Here is a 25,770-nt window from a genome sequence, read left to right on the forward strand (position 1 = left end):
CCGCAGTGGCGCTTCAACCTGCGCTCGTCCAATACCGAGCCGGTGGTGCGTCTGAACGTGGAATCCCGCGCTGACACGGCGCTGATGGAAGAGAAGACGCAAGAAATTCTGGCTTTGCTCCGGAAGTGAGGGTCTGCCGCCAGCGTATATCTGGCGGCTTGACTGTACCTGGATTGTGCAATCAGTGTGACATAGATCAGCAAAAGCTATTCATGTCACCTAATACTGAGTTAACATCTCAACCACATTTCAAGCCGCGCATAAGCCGTGGTGACCACACCTGACAGGAGTATGTAATGTCCAAGCAACAGATCGGCGTTGTCGGTATGGCAGTGATGGGGCGCAACCTGGCGCTCAACATCGAAAGCCGTGGTTATACCGTCTCCGTTTTCAACCGCTCCCGTGATAAAACCGAAGAAGTGATTGCCGAGAATCCAGGCAAGAAACTGGTTCCTTTCTATACGGTGAAAGAGTTCGTTGAGTCTCTGGAAACGCCTCGTCGTATCCTGTTAATGGTGAAAGCGGGCGCAGGTACCGATGCAGCTATCGACTCCCTGAAGCCTTACCTCGAAAAAGGTGACATCATCATTGATGGCGGTAACACCTTCTTCCAGGACACCATTCGTCGTAACCGTGAGCTGTCTGCAGAAGGCTTCAACTTCATCGGAACCGGTGTTTCCGGTGGTGAAGAGGGCGCTCTGAAAGGTCCATCTATCATGCCTGGCGGCCAGAAAGATGCGTACGAACTGGTTGCGCCTATCCTGACCAAAATCGCAGCCGTGGCTGAAGATGGTGAGCCTTGCGTAACCTATATCGGTGCGGACGGTGCAGGTCACTATGTGAAAATGGTGCACAACGGTATCGAATACGGCGACATGCAGCTGATTGCTGAAGCTTATTCCCTGCTGAAAGGCGGCCTGAACCTTTCTAACGAAGAGTTGGCTGAAACCTTTACCGAGTGGAACAAAGGCGAGCTGAACAGCTACCTGATCGACATCACCAAAGATATCTTCACGAAAAAAGATGAAGAGGGTAAATACCTGGTTGATGTGATTCTGGATGAAGCTGCGAACAAAGGTACCGGTAAATGGACCAGCCAGAGCTCTCTGGATCTGGGCGAACCGCTGTCTCTGATCACCGAATCCGTCTTCGCGCGTTACATCTCTTCCCTGAAAGAGCAGCGCGTCGCGGCGTCTAAAGTACTGTCTGGCCCACAGGCTAAACCAGCGGGTGATAAAGCTGAATTCGTTGAAAAAGTGCGTCGTGCCCTGTATCTGGGTAAAATCGTTTCTTACGCGCAGGGCTTCTCTCAGCTGCGTGCGGCGTCAGACGAGAACAACTGGAATCTGAACTACGGTGAAATCGCGAAGATCTTCCGCGCGGGTTGCATCATTCGTGCACAGTTCCTGCAGAAAATCACCGATGCCTATGCTGAAAACGCCGATATCGCCAACCTGCTGCTGGCACCGTACTTCAAAAAAATTGCGGACGAATATCAGCAGGCGCTGCGTGACGTGGTTGCCTACGCTGTCCAGAACGGTATCCCGGTTCCGACCTTCTCGGCTGCAGTCGCCTACTACGACAGCTACCGTGCGGCCGTTCTGCCTGCTAACCTGATTCAGGCACAGCGTGACTACTTCGGTGCGCATACTTACAAACGCACCGATAAAGAAGGCGTGTTCCATACCGAGTGGATGGAATAAGTTAACTTACTCGCTGTAATCAAAACCCGGAGCCTGTCTCCGGGTTTTTTTATGCAAAAAATGTCGCCTGTTATTCGAAGTAGTCTGAATCTCGCCCCGCTCGTAGTGATTACTCCTGGTTTGCCTTGACAGTTCAGTTTGCCAGGAGGTACAAAGCCCAACAGTTACGTTTATCGCGATGGTCTGGCGGCCATCAGTACAGTTAACTCACAGAAGTCATTAGCGAATGAAAATAACAATCTCCGGAACAGGGTATGTCGGTCTTTCTAACGGCATTCTGATTGCCCAGAATCATGAAGTCGTTGCGCTGGATATCGTGCAGGCCAAAGTGGATATGCTCAATCAGAAAAAATCGCCGATTGTGGATAAAGAAATCCAGGACTACCTCAGCAATAAACCGCTGAATTTCCGCGCCACGACAGATAAAGAAGATGCATACCGCGATGCGGATTACGTCATCATTGCGACGCCTACTGACTACGATCCTAAAACCAACTACTTCAACACCTCAACTGTAGAAGCGGTGATCAAAGACGTTATCGCGATCAACCCTGATGCGGTGATGGTCATTAAATCGACTATTCCTGTTGGGTTTACCAAATCCATTAAAGAAAAGTTTGGCATTGATAATATCTTCTTCTCGCCAGAATTCCTGCGTGAGGGAAGAGCGCTTTACGATAACCTGCATCCTTCGCGTATCGTTATTGGCGAACGCTCCGAGCGCGCTGAACGTTTCGCCGCGCTGCTTCAGGAAGGCGCAGTGAAGAAAGATATTCCGGTGCTGTTCACGGATTCCACCGAAGCGGAGGCGATCAAGCTTTTCGCGAATACCTATCTGGCAATGCGAGTGGCTTATTTCAATGAGTTGGACAGCTACGCAGAGAGTCTTGGCTTGAATACCCGCCAGATTATTGAAGGTGTGTGTCTCGACCCGCGTATTGGCAACCACTACAACAACCCGTCATTTGGCTACGGCGGCTATTGCCTGCCAAAAGATACTAAACAATTGCTGGCAAATTATCAGGCTGTGCCGAACAACCTCATTTCGGCGATTGTTGACGCTAACCGTACACGTAAAGATTTCATCTCCGACTCCATCCTTGCGCGTCAACCGAAAGTGGTCGGCGTATACCGTCTGATCATGAAGAGTGGCTCCGATAATTTCCGCGCCTCTTCCATTCAGGGGATTATGAAGCGTATTAAGGCGAAAGGCGTGCAGGTCATCATTTATGAACCTGCAATGCAGGAAGATGAGTTCTTCCACTCCCGAGTGATTCGCGATCTGGATGCGTTCAAGCAAGAAGCGGACGTGATCATCTCGAACCGCATGTCGGAAGAGCTGGCGGATGTTGCGGATAAAGTTTATACCCGCGATCTGTTTGGTAGCGACTGATTCCCTGCTTTATCCTGTAAAAAACCCGGCTGAATTGCCGGGTTTTTTTATTTTCAGACCTTGTAGAAATCGCGATACCAGTCAACGAAGTTCTTCACGCCATCTTTGACTGAGGTTTGCGGTTTAAACCCTATCACGTCATACAGCGCTTTAGTATCTGCGCTGGTTTCCAGTACGTCCCCTGGCTGGAGAGGCAGCATGTTTTTCTCCGCTTTTTTACCCAGCGCGTCTTCCAGCGCGGTAATGTAATCCATAAGTTCTACTGGCGAACTGTTACCGATGTTGTAAACCCGGTAAGGCGCTGAGCTGGTTGACGGAGAGCCGGTCTCAACGGTCCAGTTTGTGTCTGGCTGAGGAATAACATCCTGCAGACGAATAATGGCCTCAGCGATGTCATCAATGTAGGTGAAGTCGCGCTTCATCTTACCGTAGTTATAGACATCGATATTTTTGCCTTCAACGATCGCCTTAGTAAACTTAAACAGCGCCATGTCCGGGCGTCCCCACGGACCGTACACGGTGAAAAAGCGCAGACCGGTGGTCGGCAGATTGTACAGATGCGAGTAGGTGTGCGACATAAGCTCATTGGCTTTTTTGGTCGCGGCATAGAGTGAGACCGGGTGATCCACGGAATCGTCAGTCGAGAAGGGCATTTTGCGGTTGAGGCCATATACGGAGCTGGATGAGGCATACAGAAGATGCTGAACGTTATTATGGCGGCAGCCTTCCAGCACGTTGAGATGGCCGATAAGGTTGGCATCCGCGTATGCGTGAGGGTTTTCCAGGGAGTAGCGGACGCCCGCCTGCGCGGCCAGATGAATCACGCGATCAAATTTCTCGCGCGCGAAAAGCTCCGCCATACCTTCGCGATCGGCTAACTCCAGCTTATGGAAGGTGAAACGCTCAGATGTTAACAGTTCCAGGCGCGCCAGCTTCAGGTTGACATCGTAGTAGTCATTGAGGTTATCGATACCAACAACCTGATGACCGGCCTCAAGGAGGCGTTTACTGACATTCGCACCGATAAAACCTGCAGCGCCCGTGACCAAAAATTTCATAGCTTCCCTCATAAACCTTTTTCTTACAGATGCCATAGCGCATCACATGGTGTCTATGATAGCGCGAAGGGTCGAAGTTACATAACCCATCTTTCCGATTTAACTCATCGGATTCTTATAGAAAAATCGCCAGTAACAGATAAACTAAGCAGACATCATTCTGTTTGCCCTTTTTCATCTGTTAGGGATTGTATGACACAAAACAACAATAGCCAGGTCAGTCGAAGCAATGACCCTGAGCAAATTGATTTACTTGATTTAATGCTGCAGCTGTGGCGTGGGAAGTGGATGATAGCAACCTTTGTTGTTGTTTTTATCGTCCTGGCAATTGGATATTTATCGGTCGCAAAGGAGAAATGGACCTCCAGTGCGATTATTGCACAGCCTGATGCTGCTCAGATAGCGGCCTATTCAAATGCATTGAACATTCTCTACGGTAGTGCTGCACCCTCAATGCTCGACATTCAAACGCGCGCGATTGGCCGTTTTAATTCTTCGTTCTCTGCATTATCTCAGGCGCTTGAGAATCAGGAGGATCCTGAAAAACTGACCATCGCTCCGACCTCGACTGCACAGCCGCTACCGCTAAGTGTTTCCTACACCAGTACCTCTGCAGAAGCGGCTCAGAAGCAGCTGGCGCAGTACATTCAGCAGGTTGATGAGCAAACGGCGAAAGAACTGGCCGTTGACCTTAAGGACAATATCAAACAGCAAATAAAGACCCTGAATGATTCTCTGCAAAACCAGGAGAAGGTCGCTCAGGAGCAAAAAGATCTGCGTATCAAACAGATTGCAGAGGCACTAAAGAACGCCGAAGCAGCGAAAATTACCTCTCCGCAGCTCCAGCAGACACAGGATGTCACGCAGGAAACATTGTTCCTGCTGGGAAGCGAAGGTCTGAAGTCGATGATTGACAATGAAGCTTCTCGTCCCCTGGTCTTCTCAACGGCTTATTACCAGACCAAGCGAAATCTGCTGGATATCCAAAACCTGAACGTAAACCCGGACACCATCCACGTCTATCGTTACGTCATGAAACCGGATCTGCCAGTCCGTCGCGATAGTCCGAAAAAAGCTGTTATTTTGGTTCTTGCCGTGTTGCTTGGCGCGATGGTCGGTTCTGGCGTCCTGCTTGGCCGCAACGCATTGCGCAACTACAAACCCAAAGCCTGATTTGCAGATTAAAAAAAACCGGGGAATATCCCCGGTTTTTTTATTTGTGACGTTTGCGAAGATTTTCAATCACCGCCGTCAAATCCAGCTCCTGATCCTGCAGCAGAACCAGCAGGTGGTACATCAAATCAGACGCTTCATTCGTCAGCTCCTCGCGGTCATGTACGGTCGCGGCCAGTGCGGTTTCAACGCCTTCTTCACCCACCTTCTGTGCAATACGCTTGGTTCCGCTGGCGTACAGCTTCGCGGTGTAGGAACTTTCAGGATCCGCCGTTTTACGCTCTGCCAGCAGCTGTTCCAGTTGATACAGGAACAACCACTGGTGGCTCGCCTCGCCGAAGCAACTGCTGGTGCCCTTATGGCAGGTTGGGCCGATTGGGTTTGCCAGCACTAGCAGGGTGTCGTTATCGCAGTCAGGCGTTATGCTCACTGCATTCAGGAAATGACCCGAGGTCTCGCCTTTGGTCCACAGGCGCTGTTTCGTGCGCGAGTAAAAGGTAACTTTGCCGCTGTCGATCGTTTTCGCCAGCGCGTCCTGGTTCATATATCCCAGCATCAGCACTTCGCCTGAGACGGCATGCTGGACAACCACCGGCAGTAATCCTTCAGTTTTTTCCCAGTCCAGCTGCGCCTGTTGTTGCTCTGTTAACATACCCTGATCTCCACGCCCTGGCCGGCCAGGTACGTTTTTAACTCACCAATATTTATAATCTGTTTGTGGAACACGGACGCGGCCAGCGCGCCGTCCACGTTCGCATCGCGGAAGGCTTCAAGGAAGTGTTCCATGGTGCCCGCGCCGCCGGAGGCAATCAGCGGAACGTGGCAGACCGCACGGACTTTTTTCAGCTGCTCGAGGTCATACCCGTTACGCACGCCGTCCTGGTTCATCATGTTGAGGACAATCTCGCCCGCGCCACGCTTCTGCACTTCCTGCACCCAGTCGAGCGTTTCCCACTGCGTCACGCGCGTGCGGCTTTCATCCCCGGTGTACTGGTTTACGTGGTACTTGCCCGTTGCGGCGTCATACCAGGTGTCGATCCCAACCACAATGCACTGCACGCCAAAACGATCTGCAAGGCGGGTAATGAGCTCCGGGTCGGCCAGGGCAGGGGAGTTGATAGAAATCTTGTCGGCGCCAAAGGAGAGAATTTTGGCGGCGTCGTCAGCGGACTTAATCCCGCCCGCCACGCAGAATGGAATGTCGATCACTTCCGCCACGCGTGCCACCCAGCTTTTGTCGACCACGCGGCCATCGCTTGAAGCGGTAATATCATAAAAAACCAGCTCGTCGGCGCCTTCATCGGCATAGCGTTTTGCCAGCGGAACGATGTCGCCAATGATCTCGTGGTTGCGGAACTGCACGCCTTTCACAACCTGGCCGTCCCGTACGTCCAGGCAAGGGATTATCCGTTTTGCCAGCATTGAATCGCCTCCGTCACCGTAAATTTACCTTCCAGCAGGGCCCGGCCCACAATCACACCCTGCACACCGGTACCGCGCAGCGCGGCCACGTCCTCTATATCACCGATACCGCCAGAAGACTGGAACGCTACCTGCGGATAACGCGCGCAGACCTCTTCATACAGCGAGACGTTGGAGCCCGCGAGCGTTCCGTCCCGGGAGATGTCCGTGCACAACACGTGCTTCAGACCAACGGGAAGATAGATATCGACCAGCTCTTCCAGCGTCACGCCGGAATTTTCCTGCCAACCGCTAACGGCCACCTGCTTATTACCCTGTTCATCAATACGCACGTCCAGCGCCAGGACCAGGGCATCGGCGCCAAAGCGGCGGAACCAGGCTTTCACGGTCTCAGGATCTTTCACGGCGGTTGAACCCACCACCACGCGGGCCACGCCAGCGTCCAGCAGTGCCGCAACGTCATCTTCCGTACGCACGCCGCCGCCGACCTGGACGGGCACATCAACACCCGCAACAAGTTGTTTAAGCAGCGGGATCTGGCGTTTCGCCGGGTCTTTTGCGCCCGTCAAATCCACCAGGTGCAGTACCTGCGCACCCTGAGCGGCATAATCCTGCAGACGCGGCAGCGGGTCGTTTCCGTAGTCGCGCTGCTGGCCGTAATCGCCCTGATGCAGACGGACAACCGTACCGTCAATTAAATCTAATGCGGGAATAATCATCACATCTCCAGGAAGTTTTTCAGCAGCTGCGCGCCTGCGGCGCCAGAGCGCTCCGGGTGAAACTGCACGCCGAAGAAATTGTCTTTCTGTACGGCTGCCGTAAACGCCTCGCCGTAGGTGCACTGGGCGATCGTATTTACGTTCACCGGCATGGCGTAGCTGTGCACGAAGTAAAAATACGCGCCGTCTTCAATGCCGCGAAACAGCCTGTCGCCCGCTTTGGCGTAGACGCGGTTCCAGCCCATATGCGGCAGAGGCAGGCCGCGATCGGTCATTTTCGGCACGTCTTCATCAATAATGCCCAGCAGGTCGACGCCGTTGCTCTCTTCGCTGCGGCGGCCCAGGATCTGCATGCCCAGACAAATGCCCAGCACCGGCTGGGTACAGGCTTTGATCAGGTCGACCAGCTCGCGTTCGCGAATCTGATCCATCGCCGCCTGCGCGGTGCCCACGCCCGGTAAAAAGAGTTTGTCGGCGCGCAGCACCACGTCCGGGTCACGGCTCACCGCCGGCTCATAGCCGTGGCGCGCAATTGCCGATTTGACGGAGTTCAGGTTGGCGCATCCGGTATCCAGAATGACCACGTTCATTACAACACTCCTTTCGACGAGGGAAGGGCGTCACCTTCTACGCGAATTGCCTGACGAAGGGTACGGCCAAAGGCTTTGAAGAGGCTCTCCACGCGGTGGTGGTCGTTCTTGCCCTTGGTCTTCAGGTGCAGCGTCAGGCCCATGGTGTAGGACAGTGAGCGGAAGAAGTGCTCCACCATTTCGGTGCTCAGATCGCCCACGCGCTGGTAGGTGAAATCGGCTTTATACTCCAGGTGCGGACGACCGGAGATGTCCATCGCGCAGCGCGCCAGACACTCGTCCATCGGCAGGACAAAGCCGAAACGGTTAATGCCGCGCTTGTCGCCGAGCGCCAGCTTCAGGGCTTCACCCAGCGCCAGGCCGGTATCTTCTACGGTGTGGTGATCGTCTATATAGAGATCGCCTTTTACCGTAATTTCCATGCGGAAACCGGCGTGGGTGGCAATCTGGTCCAGCATGTGATCGAAGAAACCGACGCCGGTGTGGATCTTGCTGCCGCCTTCACGGTCCAGCCAGACCTTCACATCAATCTGCGTCTCTTTGGTGTTGCGCTCAACGTGGGAATAGCGGTCGCGTTTTGTCAGCTGCTCGCCAATCTTCACCCAGTTAAGGTTGTTACGGTCGTAGCGCAGCCCCGCGATGCCCATGTTTTCCGCCAGCGTAATATCGGTGATGCGATCGCCGATAACATAGCTGTTGGTTTTATCCAGCGCATCTTCAGCCAGATAGCGCTCTACCAGCTTCACCTTTGGCTTACGGCAGTCGCACTCGTCGGCCGGCATGTGCGGGCAAATCAGCACTTCATCAAATACCACGCCCTGAGAGGTCAGCACCTGCATCATCAGATTATGCGGGCCGTCAAAGTCTGCCTGCGGGAAGCTGTCGGTACCCAGACCGTCCTGGTTGGTGATCATCACCAGCTTAAAGCCTGCTTTTTGCAGCTTGAGCAGCACCGGGATCACGTCCGGCTCAAAAGCCAGCTTGTCGAATCGGTCGACCTGAAAATCGGCTGGTGGCTCCGAAATAAGGGTGCCGTCACGATCGATGAAAAGGATCTTCTGGGTCATACTTTCTCCGCTTTCAGGGCGTCAATCACGCGCTGGCTCTCTGCATGTGTGCCTACGGTAATGCGCAGGCACCCGCTCAGGGAAGGTTGTTTATTCTGGTCTCGTAAGATAATGCCCTGATCCCATAAAGATTTAAATACGGCACTCGATGCGGTGAAGCGCACCAGGATGTAGTTAGTTTCCGAGTCGAATACCTGCTCCACGCAAGGGATATCCTTCAGGGCGGTCACCAGATACTGACGTTCCTCCAGGATTTGCGCCACGCGCTCGCGCATCGCGTTGATCCCCTGTGGCGTCAGCGCCTGTGCCGCAATATCGGCAACCGGCGTTGAGAGCGGGTACGGGGCGATCACTTTCAGCAGCAGGTCGATGACCTCTTTATTCGCCAGGGTGAATCCGCAGCGCAGACCCGCAAGGGCAAAGGCTTTTGACAGCGTACGCAGCACCACCAGGTGCGGATACTCTTCCAGCCAGCCTGCCAGCGTCGCCTGCGGGCAGAACTCGATGTAGGCTTCGTCTGCCACCACCAGAGCTTTACCGCGCGTCATCTCCAGCAGGGTGCGAATATCCTGCGGGTTGATAATCTGTCCGGTCGGGTTGTTCGGGCTACAGACAAAGACGACTTTTACGCCATCGAGATTGTCGGCAATGCCCTGCAGATCCAGCTGCCAGTTCTCCAGCGCCTGCACGTTGCGGCACGCCACGCCGAAGGTTTCCGCGCTGACGCTGTACATACCATAGGTCGGCTGGCAGTACATCACCGCGTCTTTGCCCGGCTCGCAGAAGGCGCGGATCAGTAGTTCAATGCCCTCATCAGCGCCGCGACTGACCAGCACCTGCTCCGGCTTCACTCCCGCATAGTGCGCGTAGTTTTCAATCACGGCCTTCGGCTGACACTCCGGATAGCGGTTCAGCGTTTGCTGCGACAGCTCAAACTGCACCGCCGTCGGGAATTCGTTGGCGTTCAGCCAGACATCTCCTTTGCCTCCGAGACGACGCGCGGACTGATAAGGCGTCAGGCGACGGACATTTTCGCGGGCTAATTCTTCAATGTTCATGCTTGCTCCTTCAGGGCTGCAACGCGCAGCGTAACGGCATTTTTGTGGGCGGTCAGCCGCTCGGCGGCGGCCAGGGTTTCAATAGTAGACGCCAGTGACGCAAAACCTTCACGGGAGAGCTCCTGCACGGTCATGCGTTTCTGGAAATCCGCCAGGCCCAGGCTTGAACAGGTTGAGGTGTAGCCATACGTCGGCAGCACGTGGTTGGTGCCGGAGGCGTAATCGCCCGCGGACTCCGGTGACCAGTCGCCGAGGAACACCGAGCCCGCGCTGGTAATGCTGTCAACCAGATCGCGCGCGTTGCGGGTCTGAATGATCAGGTGCTCCGGGCCGTACTGGTTGGAGATCGCAATACACTGGTCCAGATCGCGCGCCACAATCAGGCGGCTGGCCGCTAGCGCCTGGCGTGCCGTGTCGGCGCGGGGCAGGTCGGCAAGCTGACGCTCCACGGCTTCGCCCACGCGTTTCGCCATATCGGCATCCGGCGTCAGCAGGATGACCTGCGAGTCCGGGCCGTGTTCCGCCTGAGAAAGCAGGTCGGACGCCACGAAGTCCGGCGTTGCGCCGCTGTCGGCAATCACCAGCACCTCAGACGGGCCGGCAGGCATATCGATGGCCGCGCCGTCCAGACGCTGGCTGACCTGACGCTTGGCTTCAGTTACATATGCATTGCCGGGACCAAAGATTTTGTCGACCTTCGGAATGGATTCCGTGCCGAACGCCAGGGCAGAAATCGCCTGCGCCCCACCCACTTTATAGACCGCCTGCACGCCGCACAGCTTCGCCGCGTAGAGGATCTCGTCGGCAATCGGTGGCGGCGAGCACAGCACCACTTTCTGACACCCGGCAATCCGCGCGGGAGTCGCCAGCATCAGTACGGTGGAGAAAAGCGGCGCAGAGCCGCCGGGAATATAGAGGCCGACGGACGCAACCGGGCGCGTTACCTGCTGACAACGCACGCCGGGTAGGGTTTCGACATCCACGGTCTGCAGCTTTTGCGCGGTGTGGAAGGTATCAATGTTTTTCACCGCAACAGCCATGGCCTGCTTGATGTCGTCACCCAGACGATTGCTGGCATCAATGATTTCCTGCTCGGTTACCCGTAATGCGCCGACTTCCGTCTTATCAAACTTTGCGCTGTATTCACGCAGCGCGTCATCGCCGCGGGCTTTTACGTTGTTCAGGATCTCCGCCACGGTGCGTGAGATGCTCTCAGAGGCGGAAATCGCCGGGCGCATCAGCAGCTCGCGCTGCCGTGCGTCGCTACAGGTATTCCAGTCGATGATTGTGTTAAAGCTCATGGCCATTACTCCATCATCTTCTCAATAGGCAGCACCAGGATGGAGCTTGCGCCCAGCGCCTTCAGTTTTTCCATGGTTTCCCAGAACAGAGTTTCGCTGCTCACCATGTGCATCGCCACGCGCTGCTGATCGCCCGCCAGCGGCAGGATGGTTGGGCGCTCGGCGCCCGGCAGGAGGGCAATCACTTCATCCAGACGCTCGGTTGGGGCGTGCATCATGATGTATTTAGACTCACGCGCCTGAATCACGCCCTGAATACGGGTCAGCAGCTTGTCGATCAGCTGCTGCTTGGCATCGGCCATCTCGCCGTCGCGCTGAATCAGGCACGCTTTAGAGCGGTAGATCACTTCCACTTCGCGCAGACCGTTGGCTTCCAGCGTCGCGCCGGTAGAGACGAGGTCACAGATGGCGTCCGCCAGACCCGCACGCGGCGCCACTTCTACGGAGCCGTTCAGCAGGCAGGATTTAAACTGCACGCCTTTCTGGTCGAGATAACGCTTTAACAGGTGAGGGTAAGAGGTGGCAATACGTTTGCCGTTCAGCGCGGCCGGGCCGTCCCACGCTTCGTCAACCGGCGTAGCCAGGGACAGGCGGCAGCCGCCGAAGTCCAGACGACGCAGTGTGAAGTAACGCGGATCTTCGCCCTGCGCGCGGCGGGTCAGTAGCTCTTCTTCCAGCACGTTTTCCCCGATAATGCCGAGGTCAACGACGCCATCCATGACCAGGCCGGGAATATCGTCATCACGCACGCGCAGAATGTCGATGGGCATGTTTTCAGCCAGAGCAATCAGGCGCTGGGTGTGCAGGTTAATTTTAATCCCGCAGCGGGCCAGCAGTTCGCGTGAGTCGTCGCTCAAACGGCCTGATTTTTGAATAGCTATGCGTAAGCGTGAGTTATCTAACATTCTTTATTCCTCGTTAACCTGTTTTAACCTGTCTGAATTCGGTCCAAAAAAAAGCCCCCGGAAGAAGATCTTCCGGGGGCTTTTTCATGCGTTCATGCACCACTGGAAGATCCAAACGTCTTCCAGCACACATCGCCTGAAAGACTAGTCAGGATGATGGTGATGATGGTGGTGTTTAAATTGAACGCGTGTCATATAAATTCTCGATGAATGCTTATTCATTTGATGTCTTTTAACCTAAACCAGTTGTACGACATATTGCAAGGGCTTTTTTTGATCATTAATTCATTTCATATTGATGCTATGAATTGTGTGTTCTGCCGGGCTGGCGTAGCCTTATAAAAGACGAGTGAGAGTCAGGAGAATTCGCATGAAAAAGGTCGCGATTGTCGGTTTAGGATGGCTGGGAATGCCGCTGGCGATGTCATTAGCCGCGAAAGGCTGGCAGGTGACCGGGAGCAAAACCACGGCGGATGGGGTAGAGGCAGCGCGCATGTGCGGTATTGACGGCGTTGAACTGCGCCTTGAACCGGAGCTGGTGTGTGATGCTGACGATCTGGACACCCTGATGAACGTCGATGCGCTGGTGATCACGCTCCCCGCGCGGCGCAGTGGCCCGGGCGAGTCGTTTTATCTGCAGGCGATGCAGGAGATCGTCGACAGCGCGCTGGCGCACCATGTTCCGCGTATCATTTTTACCAGCTCGACGTCGGTGTATGGCGAAGTTGAGGGCGTGGTGAAAGAGAGTTCCGAGCGCCGTCCAGTGACGGCGAGCGGTCAGGTTCTGAAAGAGCTGGAAGACTGGCTGCATAATCTTCCCGGCACGCAGGTCGATATCGTCCGTCTGGCGGGGCTGGTGGGCCCTGGCCGCCATCCGGGACGCTTTTTTGCCGGTAAGTCTGCGCCAGACGGCCAGCATGTCGTCAATCTTGTGCATCTTGACGATGTTGTAGGCGCGATTGAGCTACTCTTACAGGCTCCGAAAGGTGGACACATCTATAATATATGTGCACCTTCTCATCCGGCGCGCAGCACGTTTTACCCGCTAATGGCACGTCAGCTGGGCCTGGCGGCGCCGGTTTTCGGTGAGGCAAAGGATGACAGTAAAGGCAAAATTGTTGATGGCAATCGCATTTGTCATGAGTTGGGGTTTGAGTATCAGTATCCCGATCCGCTGGTGATGCCCATGGAATAAGACCCGCAGCGGAGACGATCGCGCACCAGAAGGGGGCGAGCATGAAACCGCTGCTGGATGTTCTTATTATTCTGGATGCTCTGGAAAAAGAGGGGAGCTTTGCCGCTGCGTCAGCAAAGCTCTACAAAACCCCATCTGCGCTGAGCTATACCGTTCAAAAACTGGAAAGCGATCTCAATATCCAGATCCTCGATCGCTCCGGACACCGCGCACGTTTCACCCGTACCGGACAGATGCTGCTGGAAAAAGGACGTGAAGTCCTCCATACCGTTCGTGAGCTCGAAAAACAGGCCGTAAAACTCCATCAGGGTTGGGAAAACGAGCTGGTTATTGGCGTGGATGATACCTTTCCGTTTTCTCTCCTGACGCCGCTGATTGAAGCCTTCTATCAACACCACAGCGTGACCCGGCTTATCTTTATCAACGGTGTGCTGGGTGGCTCCTGGGAGGCCTTGACGCAGGGCAGGGCGGACATTTTCGTCGGTGCGCTCCATGAGCCTCCCCAACTGAGTGATTTTGGTTTTGCCCGGCTGGGCGTGCTGGAGCAGGTATTTGCCGTGGCGCCCCATCACCCGCTGGCTCAGGAATCCGAGCCGCTTAACCGTCGCGTGATTAAAGGCTACCGCGCCATCGTGGTCGGGGACAGCTCTCGTCCGGAATGCTCGGTCTCCTCGCAGCTGCTTGATGAGCAGGAAGCTATTACCGTTTTCGACTTTAAAACCAAGCTGGAACTGCAAATAAGCGGCCTGGGCTGCGGCTATTTACCTCGCTATCTGGCGCAGCGGTTTATTGACAGCGGTGCGCTTGTTGAAAAACAGGTACTTGCTCAAAGCAGTAATGAATCGGTGTGGGTAGGCTGGAATGAACAAACTGCCGGGCTGGCCAGCGCCTGGTGGCGAGACGAGATTTTAGCAAATAGTGCTATCGCCGCCGTTTACTCTCAGCCCGGCGTCCAGAAATCAGCCAGTTAGTAAAAAGAAAATTGTCCCATGCTTTGCAAAGTATTGCCTTTTGTATCCGATGTGGGGCAAAATGCGGCCGCTGCAACCAAATGAATAATCGACGATATAAAAGGCGTCGGTTATTTTTTTTTGCATGTACGAAACGAAACTAAAAACCAAGAGGCCGGGCTTCGTACCGGATAGATATTTACTAAAATCCGACAGTTGTTGTCGCTGAGGAAGAAAGAAATGGGGCAATTTTTCGCTTACGTGGCGGTTATCACCGTAAAGGAGAATAACTATGTCGCATAACGCAACTCCAAACACCTCTCGCGTGGAATTACGTAAAACGCTTACGTTGATTCCGGTTGTTATGATGGGCCTTGCCTATATGCAACCGATGACGCTGTTCGATACATTCGGTATCGTATCAGGCCTCACAGACGGTCATGTGCCGACGGCTTATGGCTTCGCGCTGATTGCGATCCTCTTTACCGCGCTGAGCTACGGTAAACTGGTGCGTCGCTATCCGTCTGCCGGTTCCGCCTACACCTATGCCCAGAAATCCATCAGCCCGACAGTTGGCTTTATGGTGGGCTGGTCTTCGCTGCTCGACTATCTGTTCGCGCCGATGATCAACATTCTGCTGGCAAAAATTTATTTTGAAGCGCTGGTGCCGTCGATTCCATCCTGGATGTTCGTCGTGGCGCTGGTGGCCTTTATGACTGCCTTTAACCTGCGCAGCATTAAGTCCGTTGCCAACTTTAACTCCGTGATCGTTGTGCTTCAGGTTGTCCTGATTGCCGTTATTCTTGGCATGGTGATTTACGGTGTGTTCCACGGCGAAGGCGCTGGTACGCTGGCGAGCAGCAAACCGTTCTGGTCTGGTGATGCGCATGTGATCCCGATGATTACCGGGGCAACCATTCTGTGCTTCTCCTTTACCGGTTTTGACGGCATCAGCAACCTGTCTGAAGAAACGAAAGATGCAGAGCGCGTGATCCCTCGTGCAATCTTCCTGACAGCGCTGATTGGCGGTCTGATCTTTATTTTCTCGACCTATTTCCTGCAGCTGTACTTCCCGGATATCTCCCGCTTCAAGGATCCGGATGCGTCTCAGCCGGAAATCATGCTCTATGTTGCGGGTAAAGCGTTCCAGGTTGGCGCGCTGATCTTCTCCACCATTACCGTACTGGCGTCCGGTATGGCCGCGCATGCAGGCGTTGCGCGTCTGATGTACGTGATGGGCCGCGATGGCGTATTCCCGAAAAGCTTCTTCGGCTACGTTCATCCAACCTGGCGTACCCCGGCGATGAACATCATCCTGGTCGGTGCCATTGCGCTGCTGGCGATTAACTTTGACCTGGTGATGGCAACGGCGCTGATTAACTTCGGTGCGCTGGTGGCGTTCACCTTTGTTAACCTGTCGGTTATCTCTCAGTTCTGGATCCGTGAAAAGCGTAACAAGACGCTGAAAGATCACTTCCAGTATCTGTTCCTGCCGATGTGCGGTGCCCTGACCGTGGGCGCGCTGTGGGTTAACCTGGAAGAGAGCTCGATGGTGCTTGGCCTGATTTGGGCGGGTATCGGCCTGATTTACCTGGCCTGCGTCACGAAGAGCTTCCGTAACCCGGTTCCACAGTACGAAGACGTCGCGTAATGACTCGCCGGGTGGCGCTAGCGCTTGCCCGGCCTACAAAACGACACACCCGTAGGCCTGTGCCAGCGGGCAAAAAAAAGCCGGAGACATCGCCTCCGGCTTTTTTTATACCCCTCGCTCAGACAATCTCTTGAGCGTACTGGAACAGGGCTTTCAACAGCGCCTGTTTCTCAGCATTTCCTTCATACTGGCCATAAAGCATTTCCAGCTCCTGGGCATAGCTGTTAAGAAACTCCTGGGTAAAGACATTGCGACGATGCTGCAGCCAGCGCTCCTGCTCTGCCTCGTCCAGCGTGCCGGGGAAATTACGCGCGCGGTAGTTAAACATCAGCTTTTCGATGCGTTTATCGGCGAAAGTAATATCCAGCGCCGGTAAGTTACGCGGATCGGTTTGCAGAACGATATTCATCGCCGCGCGGTCGGCGTCGCTGAAGAAGCCGTTGTAGAGCTGGGCATCCACGTTTTCAGACGGCACGAACGGCTCCGCCTCGGCAAAGATAGCAACCACTTTCTCGCGCACCTGCGGGTTTTCGCGCAGCACTTTCAGGTTATCGAGGCAGTGCTGCCGGTTAATGCCCAGTCTGTCCGCATCTTCCGGGCGCAGCGTATTCGCCTGCGCCAGTACCGGACATTTATTGATATGCACCATTTTGACCGGCACCGCAGGCAGATCGCCGAGTTCATTTTTCGGGGTATAAAGCCGTTCGCGCAGGTTATCGCTGTCGAGCTCAAGCAGCGGCGAAATATCGCCAGCTAAATCCACCATGATGACCGCATTACGGTTGTCCGGATGCCACGCCAGCGGGGCGACCCAACTGGTATTGCCGCGCCAGGCGCCAAACATGCCGGAGATATGCACCAAGGGTTTCATCTGCGGCACGTCGATAAGGGTCATGAGCTTCTGCTTGCTGCGGTGGCTCAGCAGATACTCAAACAGCCGGGGCTGCGCGTTTTTCACCAGCTTCGCCATGGCAATGGTGGCATAGACGTCCGCCATCGCGTCGTGGGCATTGCTGTGCTCGATGCCGTTGGCGCGCGTCAGGTGTTCCAGCCGGAAGCTGGTCAGCCCTTCCTCATTTTCAGGCCAGTTAATGCCCTCAGGACGCAGGGCATAACAGGCGCGCATGATGTCGAGCAAATCCCAGCGTGAATTGCGGTTCTGCCAGCTCCAGGCATAGGGATCGTAGAAGTTGCGATAAAAAACGTTGCGCGTCACTTCGTCATCGAAGCGGATGTTGTTGTAACCGACCACGCAGGTATTGGGGACGGTAAACAGATCGTGGATGCGTCGGGCGAATTCTGCCTCGTTAACGCCTTTCTCGCGCGCTTCCTGAGGAGTGATCCCGGTGACCATGACCGCCCCGGGCTGCGGCAGGTAGTCATCAGCCGGTTTGCAGTAAAAGACCTCAGGCTCGCCAATAATGTTGAATTCGTCGTCGGTACGAATGGCGGCAAACTGCGCCGGTCGGTCCAGCGCCGGGTGCGTGCCAAAGGTTTCGTAGTCATGAAAAAGGAAGGTAGGTTGTTTATCTGTGTCTGCCATTGCTTAAGATTGTCCACAATAGTTAATTAACTGCCTGTTATCACTCGAAAAACAACCCTTTTCTCACCTGAGTTTGTCCACGAACGTTAAATATAGTTGTTTACTGTGTCTTGATGTCCATGTGATATTGCGTACCAGAAGTCTACCAAACCACTATTTCTGAGCGTACCAAATATTATTTATGGCTATCAGCGACACAAAACTGCGTACCATCCATGGTAAACCATATTCGGGTCCACAAGAAGTGGCTGATGCTGATGGCCTCAGCGTGCGCATTTCTCCAAAGGGGGTCATCCAGTTCCAGTACCGGTATCGCTGGCATGGTAAACCTCATCGTCTTGGCCTTGGCCGCTACCCGTCGGTGTCGTTAAAGGATGCCAGGCAGATCACATCTGATTTACGAAACCTTTATTTCTCCGGCACAGATCCGCGCTCCTACTTTGAGGAGAAGACGCAGAACTCCCTGACGGTCTCTCAGTGTCTCGATTACTGGTTCGAAAATTACGTCTCTACAACACTCAGGGAAAAGACCCAGGCACTATACCGCTCAACGGTTATGAAGAGGATGCATAATGCGTTCCCGAATCGGCCGGCATCATCCATCACCGTAAAGCAGTGGGTGGATCTCCTTACCGAAGAGGAAAGGGATAATCCACGCCGGGCGCGCCAGGTGCTCAGCCAGCTAAGATCAGCAATAAGCTGGTGCATGCGGCGTCAGGTGATAGATAGCTGCGCAATTATGAGCATCCAGCCAAGAGACTTTGGCTCACGCGCTGCTGTGGGCGACCGCGTTCTGTCGTATAACGAGCTGGCTCAGATTTGGATGGCTATTGAAAGAAGCCGGGCGTCGACCTCAAACAAGCTTCTTCACCAGATGCTGATGCTGTGGGGAGCGAGGCTCTCAGAGCTAAGGCTGGCAACCAAGACCGAATTTGACCTGCTGGAAAACGTCTGGACTGTACCAAAAGAGCACAGCAAAATGGGCAACGTCATCCGCCGCCCCATCTTCGAACAGATTATGCCTTACCTCGAAAAAGCCATGACAACTTACAATGATGTGCTTTTCCCAGGGGAGGACATAAACGAACCGATCAGCATTGCGGCCGCCAACCGGTTCGTTAATCGAATAAGGGGAGGAATGGACCTTGGATACTGGCGAACCCACGACTTCAGGAGAACGCTGGTTACAAGGCTGTCTGAAATGGATGTTGAGCCTCATGTTACTGAGAGGATGCTCGGGCATGAACTTGGCGGGGTAATGGCTGTGTACAACAAACACGACTGGATTGAGGCTCAGCGCAAAGCGTACGAGCTTCACGCTGATAAGCTGTTCTGGCACATCAGGAACATTTCTGGTTGACGCCGCCATTGAGGATCCATCCATCAACAGCTTCCCGCAGGTACGCTTTCGGGTGGGTCCTGACTGGCTTGGGAAACCCGTGCCGGTTAGTGTAGTTCCAGATTGTCTGGCGTGATGAAACCCCAAGTTTGTTCATCACTTCTTTTTCTGGAATCAGGCTGGTGTCGGTCATTGTGATCTCCTTACGCCATTTCTTTATACAGGCGTGGCCCATCGATTGTGGCCGCGCGTAATTCGTTTTCCGGATGCACTGAATAATTTCGGTCGTCCCATCGCACCCAGAACTGCGGATGGTCGCCGTCCGGGTCCTGCAGACTATCCACCACCCCACGAATGCCGCCAGTCTTCTTCTGGACTATTGCGCCCACAATAAAAGCAGCCATTGCACACCTTCCGGTTCGTGAAGAAATGAGATGAGAGCGCCCAGTGCGATAAGCGCGCCGATAAACTTAAGTACGGGGTTTGATTGCATGGTGAACTCCCAAAAAGAATGCCCTCACAGCGGAGGGCAAAATGGATGACGTTGCAGTGCTTTCGCACCCAATAGCCAGCTCATAACTGGCTATCAGTTGCGTCATTTGAAATTGTGTTCTTGCAAAGCCTCACCGAGGCGAATTAGCCAGCGACCTAATTGCTCCATGGCTTCTTCTTTTGTTTCATGCAGGTCAGAATGAATACTCATTGAGACCTGGTTGAGATGCGTCATCGGGCGATACTCGAGTTCGACGGGCCAATCGACGATTGTTGAATGTTCCTCTGAGGAGTGACTGATAACGGTATATTTGCTGTAGTCCTCTAGACCGTTAGCATCTCTCTTAAACTCTTCAAGACGAATAGATGTCTTCCCCATAATCTCTCCTCATACCGCACGCTGGGCGCGCAGCGTAAAATTACTTCCGCCAGGCGAAGCTAATCGGCTCCGGCGTAATCCACAGGTGGCGCATGTTCGCCACGTTCACCACATCAGAATCACGCGGGTAAATCTCCACGGCATCCCGACCCCCATAGCCCACGGCAGACTTAATCTCCTGCAACGCATCCCAACTGATGCCATCCTTCCATCGTCCAGAACTGCCAATGCTGGTGGTGTTCACCGTCAGGCGGATGACGCCGTTGTCTTCCTGAAACTCCTGAACCAGAAAGTAAGCGTTAGCCCACACGTTGCTCCGCTTTGGGTCGTGGCATCGTACCGGCCACTGCGATTCCGGTACTGGCTTGAGTATTCCGATCACGTCTCATGCTCCTTAATTTTTTAATGTGCTCGCTCGCCTCGAGCTCGGCGCGTATCTGTGCCGCCTCACGGTGATCGAGGTGCTCAAAATCATTGTTGAATCGGTCGATTGAAGCGGTGTTGATCCGGCCCTGTCGCCAGTAGCGGACTATCTGTGATGTGCAGCTGTGGATGATGACGGGCCAACCTGAATGGTCAGCGTAAATCTGACCCCGTTGAATTATCTGGAACATTGGGCACCACATTAAATTCGATTACCCATACCCATGGGTTGGCCTTCCAACTCTCCTCGCCGTAGATTGATTCCCACAGCTGCGCAAAGTTGTCATATGGAGTCCAGACTTCCCCTCCGCTATCCGGGTCAGAGTATGTTGGCCGCCATCCGGTAAGTTCCATGCCCTCAGCCTGCGCATCTTCCTGGCTGATGGAGTTCAAGCGCTCCACACGAACGCCGGTAACCTCCAGCAGAATCCGACAGGCTGCGCGAGGCATGTGGATAGATGGTTTCCAGCACGAACGGCCATCTTCATAGCCATCTTCATCACCCCAGGTGAAATCCCCATCTGCTGCGTAGATAGCGTGACCAGAGTAGTAACCACTACCAAACGGCATTTCGTGAATGGCCGTGGCGGGTCGGTCAGGGCTCCATGGCTGAATGCGACCATCTTCATCCAGTTCATGGCTCACTACACCCCACGTCTCCCGAACCCAGATGCGATCGCCAACCAGACCGGCTGGACAGTTACTGGCAAGACTGTGTCCTGGAATTGCAGGAACAGATTTCATGCTCTGGACCCATCCAGCACCGTATACCTCATAAAAACTACCATTGAGGACAGGCTGTACCTTCATAATCCGCCGCGTCTGCGTCTTCCGGCCGTCGAGGATGGCGCGCACCATCTCGCCGTTAAAAATCATTCCGCGCTCTTTCACTGGATCCCCCTCTGTTTATTCCTCAGTTCTATTTCTTCCTGGCAACTGGCGCACGTCTGGCATCCGGGAACGGCAGCGCGCCGCGGAGCCGGGATATCCTCGCCGCATTCAGCGCAATGCTCAGCCGATAAGGCGTTGCGGTTCAGTCGGTGAGCGGAAAGGGCAGCGTTACGCTGAAACTCTTCAATCTCTGCTGCGGTATCGATGATGTCGGCCATGGTCAATGCTCCCGGAACTGTCGGTTAATACGGTTGAAGGTGAAAGCCAGCAATAAAAAAGGCCGCATTAGCGACCTGGTGATTAGAGCCTTCATGCGACGCGCTCCGCCATTATTTCGGCCTTCTGCTCGTCATTGAGCATGTCGTCAGAGACGATCGCCACGCGATTGCTGGCGCTCCACGAAACTGGAGCACTTTCTTTCAGCGCCTTATTCAGCGCCTCAGCAGCATCACGCACAGCTGGCGGCAAGCAGTAATAGTCATCACCATCAGGCATTATCTCTTCGCAGTGCTGCTCCAGATCAAACTCCGGCGGGTAGTTAGGCTCGCAGATCATTAACTGCAGCTCGCTCGGCAGCAGGGAGTGCTCATAGCAATAGTCAGCCAGCGATTCAGCGTCGAAAAAGTACTGGTCACTGTCAAAGATAACGAGCGGCTCTCCCGCCCATACCGCGCGCTCAAAGGTGGCGAACTTAGCCTGGCGGCTTTCTCGGTGGCATTCTTCGCAATAGCCATGAGTGCTATGAATAGGGTGTTCGTCAGGTTTGTTTTTACACTTGCGATGAGTAGCGCCGCACCAGCGCGCCTGGTGCTCGTCACCGCCCCAGAAACGACCTTGGCGGTCCACCCAGCCAGTCACAGTTTGGATGCTGGCCGCTTCATCGCTGTCCATCATCACGATTTTTTCAGTTTTCATATTCATTGCTCGGCTCCAAACCGCCCGTTAAGGCGGCCAGTTTTGACGACCAACTCCAGGAGGCTAACTCCCAGAGCTTCAATTTTCTTGTGATGCTTGTTGATGATGGGAGGCACCGTTTCGTTCCAGTTAGGCTTTGGCTTCTTGCGCATGGCCTGCTGGATTTCCTCTGTGCATCGGCGGCAGGCGGCGCGGATGGCGTTTTCATTTGCTGGCGTCATGCGGCCTCCGTTCTCACAACTTGGATGGCGCAGCCGGGCAGCAGTTCTACCGCGGCGGTGTCGCACTGATTTCCCCAGTGATCCCAGCCCGGCGCCGCGCAGCGGCTGAATAACTCAATGCGTGGCACATCGCCGTACAGCAACTCCAGCCGATGACGCACTTCCCACGGCTTTTCGCTGTGTGCGCCCAGCGGGCTGTATACCACTTGCTTAATCCCGGCGTGCTTTCTTTCCAGCCCGGCGCCGCGGGTGGCAATCAACAGGTCTTCGGTATTGGCCCGGGTGTGGTTGCCGCCGTTCATGCGCGTCTCGGCGTTAAGCAGATCGAGGAAGTCGTAAAAGTCGGTGATTTCACCCTCGGCCAGCGCCTTGTTGATGCGCAGTTCCGCGTTCTGATTCAGCTTCACCCAGGTAAAACCCTTCATCGTGCGAACGGTAAACCCCCAAGCTTCGGCTAGTTCAATCGCCTCCTGGTTATGCGTGCCGGTGTACCACATCGCCAGCACCGAGTTTTCGGCGGCAAGTTCCCACACCGGGAGGCGCTTGATGTCGACTAACTTCATGGTGGAGTAGTGATCGGCGGCAGCCCCGTTGCTGATGGTGTTGCCGTAAGACCAGGGAGGATCTGCATAGATAAGAGAGTATTTTCCGATCATTGAATTACACCTCGAAAGCAAGTTGCGGCGTGAACCGATCGCGTTCTGTGTCGTAATTCAGCGAACTTGCAGAGTTAAAGGCTTCAATGCGTTCGACCAGCACCGCAGCGCGTGTTTCTTTGCTTGCCGGTGCGTAGGCTGATTTATCCCACGCCTTGTCGATTCCGATGTTACGGGCCACATTTGTACTGTCGGCTGACGACAGCGGGATGTGGCGGAAGATATCGGCGTTCAGCATGCGCAGGCCGTGAAGCTTTGTTATCGGATAACCGTTTATGTCGACAACATGACGGATGAGATCGCGTAACTTTGCCCGACATGAGCGCGGGCGCTTCGCGTCGTATTCACCCATGCTGCCGATACATACGCGCGGAAATTCTCGACACAGGCGGAAGAAACGCTCATCGGGCTCGTTCATGTGCCACACCGGCGCTCCGACTACTTTGCCGTGCGGCCACTCGGCGATTAACGCGTCGTTCTCTTCACTGGTCCCGCCGATCACGTCAGGAATGACAGCAAAAGCAAAGCGAGGGTGATTCATCCAGCGACCTACGAACGCGTAGTAGTCATTCCAGTTAACAACGCGCTTTTTCGTCCAGAAGCTGAATGCGCCGTTATCCAGCGCGAAAGACTGTGTGACTTCGCTGGCCAGGGCTAATTGACCGGGGTTAGCGAAGGAGATGAAAGCGTGCCTGCCTTTCCATGCCTTCAGGGCGCATGTGTCCGGCGTGATTGGTCCACCATGGAAATGTATCAAGCCGCCTCCTGCCTTTCCCGATATTCCTCAGCGAGCCGCTGCGCCTTTAATGGATTGCTGACCACTTCACCCCATGGCATTAGCCAGCCGTTACCAATGAAGGGAAGGCACAGTGAGCCAACCCTGATGTCGTCGTGAGCGTGAGTCATTAGTCACTCCTTGAGGCGCCGCCGAGGCCCTTGCGGTTGTCGTTGAGATATGGGTCAACTGGTGTGTAATTGGATGGGGCAGGGGGTGAATCGTCGTTAGCTCTTTCTTGCTGGATGATTTGGTAAAGCTCTTTGCGATCGGCTCGCTCAGAGGGTGAAAGCTTCCGGTCAGGGATTGGCCGGAGAAGATATTTCCGATACTCGGGGGTAAATTTGTTCATTGGTTTCTCCTGACCGGGAGATGCTTCAAAAGGGTATATCGTCGTCGAAGTCCATTGGCGGTTCGTTAGATTGGGCGGGTGCCGAGTGCTGCTGTGCGCGAGACTGTGCGCTGGCGCTGAAATGATTCCCGCCCTGCGCCGGGCTGCCACCTGCCGGTGCCGCTCCACCGCCCTGACGGCCACCAAGCATCTGCATTGTGCCGCCGACGTTTACCACTACCTCTGTGGTGTACTTCTCCACGCCAGCCTGATCTGTCCACTTGCGGGTCCGCAACTGACCCTCGATATATATCTGAGAGCCTTTGCGCAGGTATTCTCCGGCCACCTCAGCCAACTTTCCGAACAGAACAACTCGATGCCATTCCGTTTGCTCTTTCTGCTCGCCAGTGGCTTTATCTCGCCATGACTCAGATGTCGCCAGCGTCAGGCTGCACACCGCGCCGCCGGATGGCAGGTAACGGACCTCGGGGTCTTGCCCAAGGTTGCCGACGAGGATTACTTTATTTACGCCTTTACTAGCCATTTACGCCGCCTGTTTAAGTTCTTTGAGTCGAATACCAGTAACGTCTTTGCATTTGTTCTGGTGCTCACTAAATCCGTTAAGCAATTTCCATGTGTCTTCATAGCGATGCTTAAGCCGATCGGTATCGTTTTCTGAGCCAGCGTATGCAGAGAATTCGGCGAGGATTTTGTCCGCATCCACAGATTGAGGTGTAAGGTCTCCCTGCTGGTGACCATCATGCGGTTGTTGGTCCTGCTCGATTGGTGTTCCTGATGGCAATGCCCATCCAGGTAGAGCAGGCGCCTTCCAATAGAAAACGCCAACCTCTTTTGATTTGGCGTACTGGAACCCGGGCGTGCGCGTAGCTGAAACCACTGCGAACCCTTCCTCCAGGTTGTAGAGGTAACGACCGATCCCCCATTGCACGGCGGCGCGCTTCATGGCACCAGAGCGACCACCTTTCACAGCTTCAACCTGTGTGTTTTCTGCCGCATCCCACTTGGTGATCCACTCGCCTTCAACCTTGATGGAAATACTGCACTCAACTCCGCCATTGTTCGGAATATCGCGGTATTCGTTACGCCAGCCAGCTTTGCCGCATACTTCATCCAGCCGCTTCATGATTGCGCGATTAGTTACGTAGGCCAGCACCTTTGCCCAGATGCCGTTATTGTTTTTTCCCGCCTGCTGAATGCGCCACTCAATATCCTCGCTGGCAAATGGCGCATCTAACTGATCAAGGTTCATGTGTAGTTCCCCGCAAATTCATCCCAACTAATGACCGGGTTCTGCCGCTCGGCGGCCAGGTTAACTGGCTCGTCGTCACCCTCCGGCTTTTCCGGCAGCACTTCGCGCATAAGGCGCAGGAATGACTCTTCATCACACCGTTCTGCCGCCGTCATGCTGCACGCTCCTGATGAGTAATGATGTAACCCTGCTCAGCCAGCCACTCGATGACTTCTGCGCCGTCGAGCTGCGGTAGCACGTCACGGGTTTTAACGGTACCGGCCAGCACAACGCCTTCCATCTCAACTTTGATGGTGTTGTGGGGGCCGACTGATGTGCGCATGTCTACGCACTCACATGTAATATTCATG

35 protein-coding genes, 2 pseudogenes and 1 other annotated feature are annotated in these 25,770 nt (G+C 54.5%); of the genes and pseudogenes, 9 read left to right on the forward strand and 28 right to left on the reverse strand.

What is annotated here, in order from left to right; genetic code table 11:
- The 3 genes and pseudogenes from ADJ24_RS24135 to ugd form a co-directional block, all read left to right on the forward strand.
- Nucleotides 1-129: pseudogene (locus ADJ24_RS24135) on the forward strand (phosphomannomutase); the annotation flags it as partial.
- A gap of 167 nt (nucleotides 130-296) precedes the next feature.
- A complete protein-coding gene (gene gndA / locus ADJ24_RS10160; RefSeq protein ID WP_023312375.1) occupies nucleotides 297-1,703 on the forward strand; it encodes an NADP-dependent phosphogluconate dehydrogenase in 1,407 nt (468 codons plus the stop codon).
- Between the two features lie 226 nt (nucleotides 1,704-1,929).
- A complete protein-coding gene (ugd, locus tag ADJ24_RS10165; RefSeq protein ID WP_023312374.1) occupies nucleotides 1,930-3,096 on the forward strand; it encodes a UDP-glucose 6-dehydrogenase in 1,167 nt (388 codons plus the stop codon).
- 53 nt (nucleotides 3,097-3,149) lie between these two features.
- On the opposite strand, the gene ADJ24_RS10170 is transcribed toward ugd, so the two are convergent.
- On the reverse strand, nucleotides 3,150-4,154 hold the full coding sequence (locus ADJ24_RS10170; RefSeq protein ID WP_023312373.1) for an NAD-dependent epimerase: 1,005 nt from the start codon (nucleotides 4,152-4,154) through the stop codon (nucleotides 3,150-3,152).
- 192 nt (nucleotides 4,155-4,346) lie between these two features.
- Between ADJ24_RS10170 and wzzB the strand changes: the two genes are divergently transcribed.
- Nucleotides 4,347-5,327: an LPS O-antigen chain length determinant protein WzzB gene (gene wzzB, locus ADJ24_RS10175; RefSeq protein WP_023312372.1), complete on the forward strand. Its 981-nt coding sequence runs from the start codon at nucleotides 4,347-4,349 to the stop codon at nucleotides 5,325-5,327.
- Between the two features lie 40 nt (nucleotides 5,328-5,367).
- Here the strand turns inward: wzzB and hisIE are convergent, their stop codons facing one another.
- The 9 genes from hisIE to hisL form a co-directional block, all read right to left on the reverse strand.
- On the reverse strand, nucleotides 5,368-5,979 hold the full coding sequence (gene hisIE, locus ADJ24_RS10180; protein WP_023312371.1) for a bifunctional phosphoribosyl-AMP cyclohydrolase/phosphoribosyl-ATP diphosphatase HisIE: 612 nt from the start codon (nucleotides 5,977-5,979) through the stop codon (nucleotides 5,368-5,370).
- Entirely contained in the window at nucleotides 5,973-6,749 is a 777-nt protein-coding gene (hisF, locus tag ADJ24_RS10185) for an imidazole glycerol phosphate synthase subunit HisF (protein ID WP_023312370.1), read from the reverse strand. The genes hisIE and hisF overlap by 7 nt, the downstream gene beginning before the upstream one ends.
- The gene (gene hisA, locus ADJ24_RS10190) at nucleotides 6,731-7,468 is read right to left on the reverse strand and encodes a 1-(5-phosphoribosyl)-5-[(5-phosphoribosylamino)methylideneamino]imidazole-4-carboxamide isomerase (RefSeq protein WP_023312369.1); all 738 of its coding nucleotides are present in this window, start codon (nucleotides 7,466-7,468) and stop codon (nucleotides 6,731-6,733) included. The genes hisF and hisA overlap by 19 nt, the downstream gene beginning before the upstream one ends.
- Nucleotides 7,468-8,058: an imidazole glycerol phosphate synthase subunit HisH gene (gene hisH / locus ADJ24_RS10195; RefSeq protein ID WP_023312368.1), complete on the reverse strand. Its 591-nt coding sequence runs from the start codon at nucleotides 8,056-8,058 to the stop codon at nucleotides 7,468-7,470. The genes hisA and hisH overlap by 1 nt, the downstream gene beginning before the upstream one ends.
- A complete protein-coding gene (hisB, locus tag ADJ24_RS10200; protein WP_023312367.1) occupies nucleotides 8,058-9,125 on the reverse strand; it encodes a bifunctional histidinol-phosphatase/imidazoleglycerol-phosphate dehydratase HisB in 1,068 nt (355 codons plus the stop codon). Before hisB ends, hisH begins: the two co-directional genes overlap by 1 nt.
- On the reverse strand, nucleotides 9,122-10,183 hold the full coding sequence (gene hisC, locus ADJ24_RS10205) for a histidinol-phosphate transaminase (RefSeq protein ID WP_023312366.1): 1,062 nt from the start codon (nucleotides 10,181-10,183) through the stop codon (nucleotides 9,122-9,124). Before hisC ends, hisB begins: the two co-directional genes overlap by 4 nt.
- A complete protein-coding gene (hisD, locus tag ADJ24_RS10210; protein WP_023312365.1) occupies nucleotides 10,180-11,484 on the reverse strand; it encodes a histidinol dehydrogenase in 1,305 nt (434 codons plus the stop codon). Before hisD ends, hisC begins: the two co-directional genes overlap by 4 nt.
- A gap of 5 nt (nucleotides 11,485-11,489) precedes the next feature.
- Entirely contained in the window at nucleotides 11,490-12,389 is a 900-nt protein-coding gene (gene hisG, locus ADJ24_RS10215; protein WP_000886595.1) for an ATP phosphoribosyltransferase, read from the reverse strand.
- Between the two features lie 45 nt (nucleotides 12,390-12,434).
- Nucleotides 12,435-12,558 (reverse strand) — a sequence feature (His leader region).
- A complete protein-coding gene (gene hisL, locus ADJ24_RS25025; protein WP_001364200.1) occupies nucleotides 12,534-12,584 on the reverse strand; it encodes a his operon leader peptide in 51 nt (16 codons plus the stop codon). It overlaps the preceding feature by 25 nt.
- 175 nt (nucleotides 12,585-12,759) lie before the next feature.
- Between hisL and ADJ24_RS10220 the strand changes: the two genes are divergently transcribed.
- The 4 genes from ADJ24_RS10220 to plaP all read left to right on the forward strand — a co-directional run bounded on the left by ADJ24_RS10220 (nucleotide 12,760) and on the right by plaP (nucleotide 16,185).
- Nucleotides 12,760-13,584: an SDR family oxidoreductase gene (locus ADJ24_RS10220; RefSeq protein ID WP_023312364.1), complete on the forward strand. Its 825-nt coding sequence runs from the start codon at nucleotides 12,760-12,762 to the stop codon at nucleotides 13,582-13,584.
- 41 nt (nucleotides 13,585-13,625) lie between these two features.
- Complete coding sequence (locus tag ADJ24_RS10225) at nucleotides 13,626-14,555, forward strand: LysR substrate-binding domain-containing protein (protein WP_023312363.1); 930 nt, start codon at nucleotides 13,626-13,628, stop codon at nucleotides 14,553-14,555.
- A gap of 219 nt (nucleotides 14,556-14,774) precedes the next feature.
- On the forward strand, nucleotides 14,775-14,837 hold the full coding sequence (gene yoeI / locus ADJ24_RS25030; protein WP_099458931.1) for a membrane protein YoeI: 63 nt from the start codon (nucleotides 14,775-14,777) through the stop codon (nucleotides 14,835-14,837).
- Complete coding sequence (gene plaP / locus ADJ24_RS10230) at nucleotides 14,827-16,185, forward strand: putrescine/proton symporter PlaP (protein ID WP_023312362.1); 1,359 nt, start codon at nucleotides 14,827-14,829, stop codon at nucleotides 16,183-16,185. The genes yoeI and plaP overlap by 11 nt, the downstream gene beginning before the upstream one ends.
- Before the next feature lie 118 nt (nucleotides 16,186-16,303).
- Here plaP and sbcB read toward each other — a convergent pair whose 3' ends face one another.
- Nucleotides 16,304-17,728, reverse strand: a complete 1,425-nt coding sequence (gene sbcB, locus ADJ24_RS10235) for an exodeoxyribonuclease I (RefSeq protein ID WP_048702326.1) — start codon at nucleotides 17,726-17,728, stop codon at nucleotides 16,304-16,306.
- Nucleotides 17,729-17,909: 181 nt separating this feature from the next.
- Between sbcB and ADJ24_RS10240 the strand changes: the two genes are divergently transcribed.
- Complete coding sequence (locus ADJ24_RS10240) at nucleotides 17,910-19,088, forward strand: tyrosine-type recombinase/integrase (RefSeq protein ID WP_048702327.1); 1,179 nt, start codon at nucleotides 17,910-17,912, stop codon at nucleotides 19,086-19,088.
- On the opposite strand, the gene ADJ24_RS10245 is transcribed toward ADJ24_RS10240, so the two are convergent.
- The 17 genes and pseudogenes from ADJ24_RS10245 to ADJ24_RS10315 form a co-directional block, all read right to left on the reverse strand.
- Entirely contained in the window at nucleotides 19,069-19,260 is a 192-nt protein-coding gene (locus tag ADJ24_RS10245) for a helix-turn-helix transcriptional regulator (RefSeq protein WP_028018495.1), read from the reverse strand. The genes ADJ24_RS10240 and ADJ24_RS10245 overlap by 20 nt on opposite strands.
- 10 nt (nucleotides 19,261-19,270) lie before the next feature.
- Entirely contained in the window at nucleotides 19,271-19,471 is a 201-nt protein-coding gene (locus ADJ24_RS10250; RefSeq protein WP_048702328.1) for a hypothetical protein, read from the reverse strand.
- A 191-nt stretch (nucleotides 19,472-19,662) separates the two neighbouring features.
- Nucleotides 19,663-19,938: a hypothetical protein gene (locus ADJ24_RS10255; RefSeq protein WP_032621606.1), complete on the reverse strand. Its 276-nt coding sequence runs from the start codon at nucleotides 19,936-19,938 to the stop codon at nucleotides 19,663-19,665.
- A gap of 40 nt (nucleotides 19,939-19,978) precedes the next feature.
- The gene (locus ADJ24_RS10260) at nucleotides 19,979-20,320 is read right to left on the reverse strand and encodes a DUF7694 domain-containing protein (RefSeq protein ID WP_048702332.1); all 342 of its coding nucleotides are present in this window, start codon (nucleotides 20,318-20,320) and stop codon (nucleotides 19,979-19,981) included.
- Between the two features lies 1 nt (nucleotide 20,321).
- Nucleotides 20,322-20,552 (reverse strand): annotated as a pseudogene (locus ADJ24_RS23520) (DUF4222 domain-containing protein); the annotation flags it as partial.
- A complete protein-coding gene (locus tag ADJ24_RS10265) occupies nucleotides 20,515-21,252 on the reverse strand; it encodes a hypothetical protein (RefSeq protein WP_048702334.1) in 738 nt (245 codons plus the stop codon). The pseudogene ADJ24_RS23520 and the gene ADJ24_RS10265, both read right to left, overlap by 38 nt.
- Nucleotides 21,249-21,470, reverse strand: coding sequence for a TraR/DksA family transcriptional regulator (locus tag ADJ24_RS10270; protein ID WP_048702336.1), 222 nt, complete (start codon nucleotides 21,468-21,470; stop codon nucleotides 21,249-21,251). Before ADJ24_RS10270 ends, ADJ24_RS10265 begins: the two co-directional genes overlap by 4 nt.
- A 91-nt stretch (nucleotides 21,471-21,561) precedes the next feature.
- Nucleotides 21,562-22,173, reverse strand: a complete 612-nt coding sequence (locus tag ADJ24_RS10275) for a hypothetical protein (RefSeq protein WP_048702345.1) — start codon at nucleotides 22,171-22,173, stop codon at nucleotides 21,562-21,564.
- Nucleotides 22,170-22,388 (reverse strand): hypothetical protein, encoded by a 219-nt coding sequence (locus tag ADJ24_RS10280; RefSeq protein ID WP_048702346.1) that lies wholly within the window; start codon nucleotides 22,386-22,388, stop codon nucleotides 22,170-22,172. Before ADJ24_RS10280 ends, ADJ24_RS10275 begins: the two co-directional genes overlap by 4 nt.
- Complete coding sequence (locus ADJ24_RS10285; protein ID WP_048702418.1) at nucleotides 22,385-23,041, reverse strand: MT-A70 family methyltransferase; 657 nt, start codon at nucleotides 23,039-23,041, stop codon at nucleotides 22,385-22,387. The genes ADJ24_RS10280 and ADJ24_RS10285 overlap by 4 nt, the downstream gene beginning before the upstream one ends.
- Before the next feature lie 7 nt (nucleotides 23,042-23,048).
- Nucleotides 23,049-23,801, reverse strand: a complete 753-nt coding sequence (locus ADJ24_RS10290) for a hypothetical protein (protein ID WP_048702348.1) — start codon at nucleotides 23,799-23,801, stop codon at nucleotides 23,049-23,051.
- Nucleotides 23,798-23,950, reverse strand: a complete 153-nt coding sequence (locus ADJ24_RS10295; protein WP_023311394.1) for a DUF1317 family protein — start codon at nucleotides 23,948-23,950, stop codon at nucleotides 23,798-23,800. The genes ADJ24_RS10290 and ADJ24_RS10295 overlap by 4 nt, the downstream gene beginning before the upstream one ends.
- Nucleotides 23,950-24,171, reverse strand: a complete 222-nt coding sequence (locus tag ADJ24_RS10300; RefSeq protein WP_045286951.1) for a hypothetical protein — start codon at nucleotides 24,169-24,171, stop codon at nucleotides 23,950-23,952. The genes ADJ24_RS10295 and ADJ24_RS10300 overlap by 1 nt, the downstream gene beginning before the upstream one ends.
- 25 nt (nucleotides 24,172-24,196) lie before the next feature.
- Nucleotides 24,197-24,694: a single-stranded DNA-binding protein gene (locus tag ADJ24_RS10305; RefSeq protein ID WP_048702355.1), complete on the reverse strand. Its 498-nt coding sequence runs from the start codon at nucleotides 24,692-24,694 to the stop codon at nucleotides 24,197-24,199.
- The gene (locus ADJ24_RS10310) at nucleotides 24,695-25,420 is read right to left on the reverse strand and encodes a Rad52/Rad22 family DNA repair protein (RefSeq protein ID WP_048702358.1); all 726 of its coding nucleotides are present in this window, start codon (nucleotides 25,418-25,420) and stop codon (nucleotides 24,695-24,697) included. It lies immediately after the preceding gene.
- On the reverse strand, nucleotides 25,417-25,575 hold the full coding sequence (locus tag ADJ24_RS25265) for a hypothetical protein (RefSeq protein WP_160311369.1): 159 nt from the start codon (nucleotides 25,573-25,575) through the stop codon (nucleotides 25,417-25,419). The genes ADJ24_RS10310 and ADJ24_RS25265 overlap by 4 nt, the downstream gene beginning before the upstream one ends.
- Complete coding sequence (locus ADJ24_RS10315; protein WP_032667076.1) at nucleotides 25,572-25,769, reverse strand: hypothetical protein; 198 nt, start codon at nucleotides 25,767-25,769, stop codon at nucleotides 25,572-25,574. Before ADJ24_RS10315 ends, ADJ24_RS25265 begins: the two co-directional genes overlap by 4 nt.
- Nucleotide 25,770 lies beyond the last annotated feature (1 nt).

The organism is Enterobacter sp. 940_PEND, assembly GCF_001059415.1.
GTDB classification, from domain to species: domain Bacteria; phylum Pseudomonadota; class Gammaproteobacteria; order Enterobacterales; family Enterobacteriaceae; genus Enterobacter; species Enterobacter cloacae_M.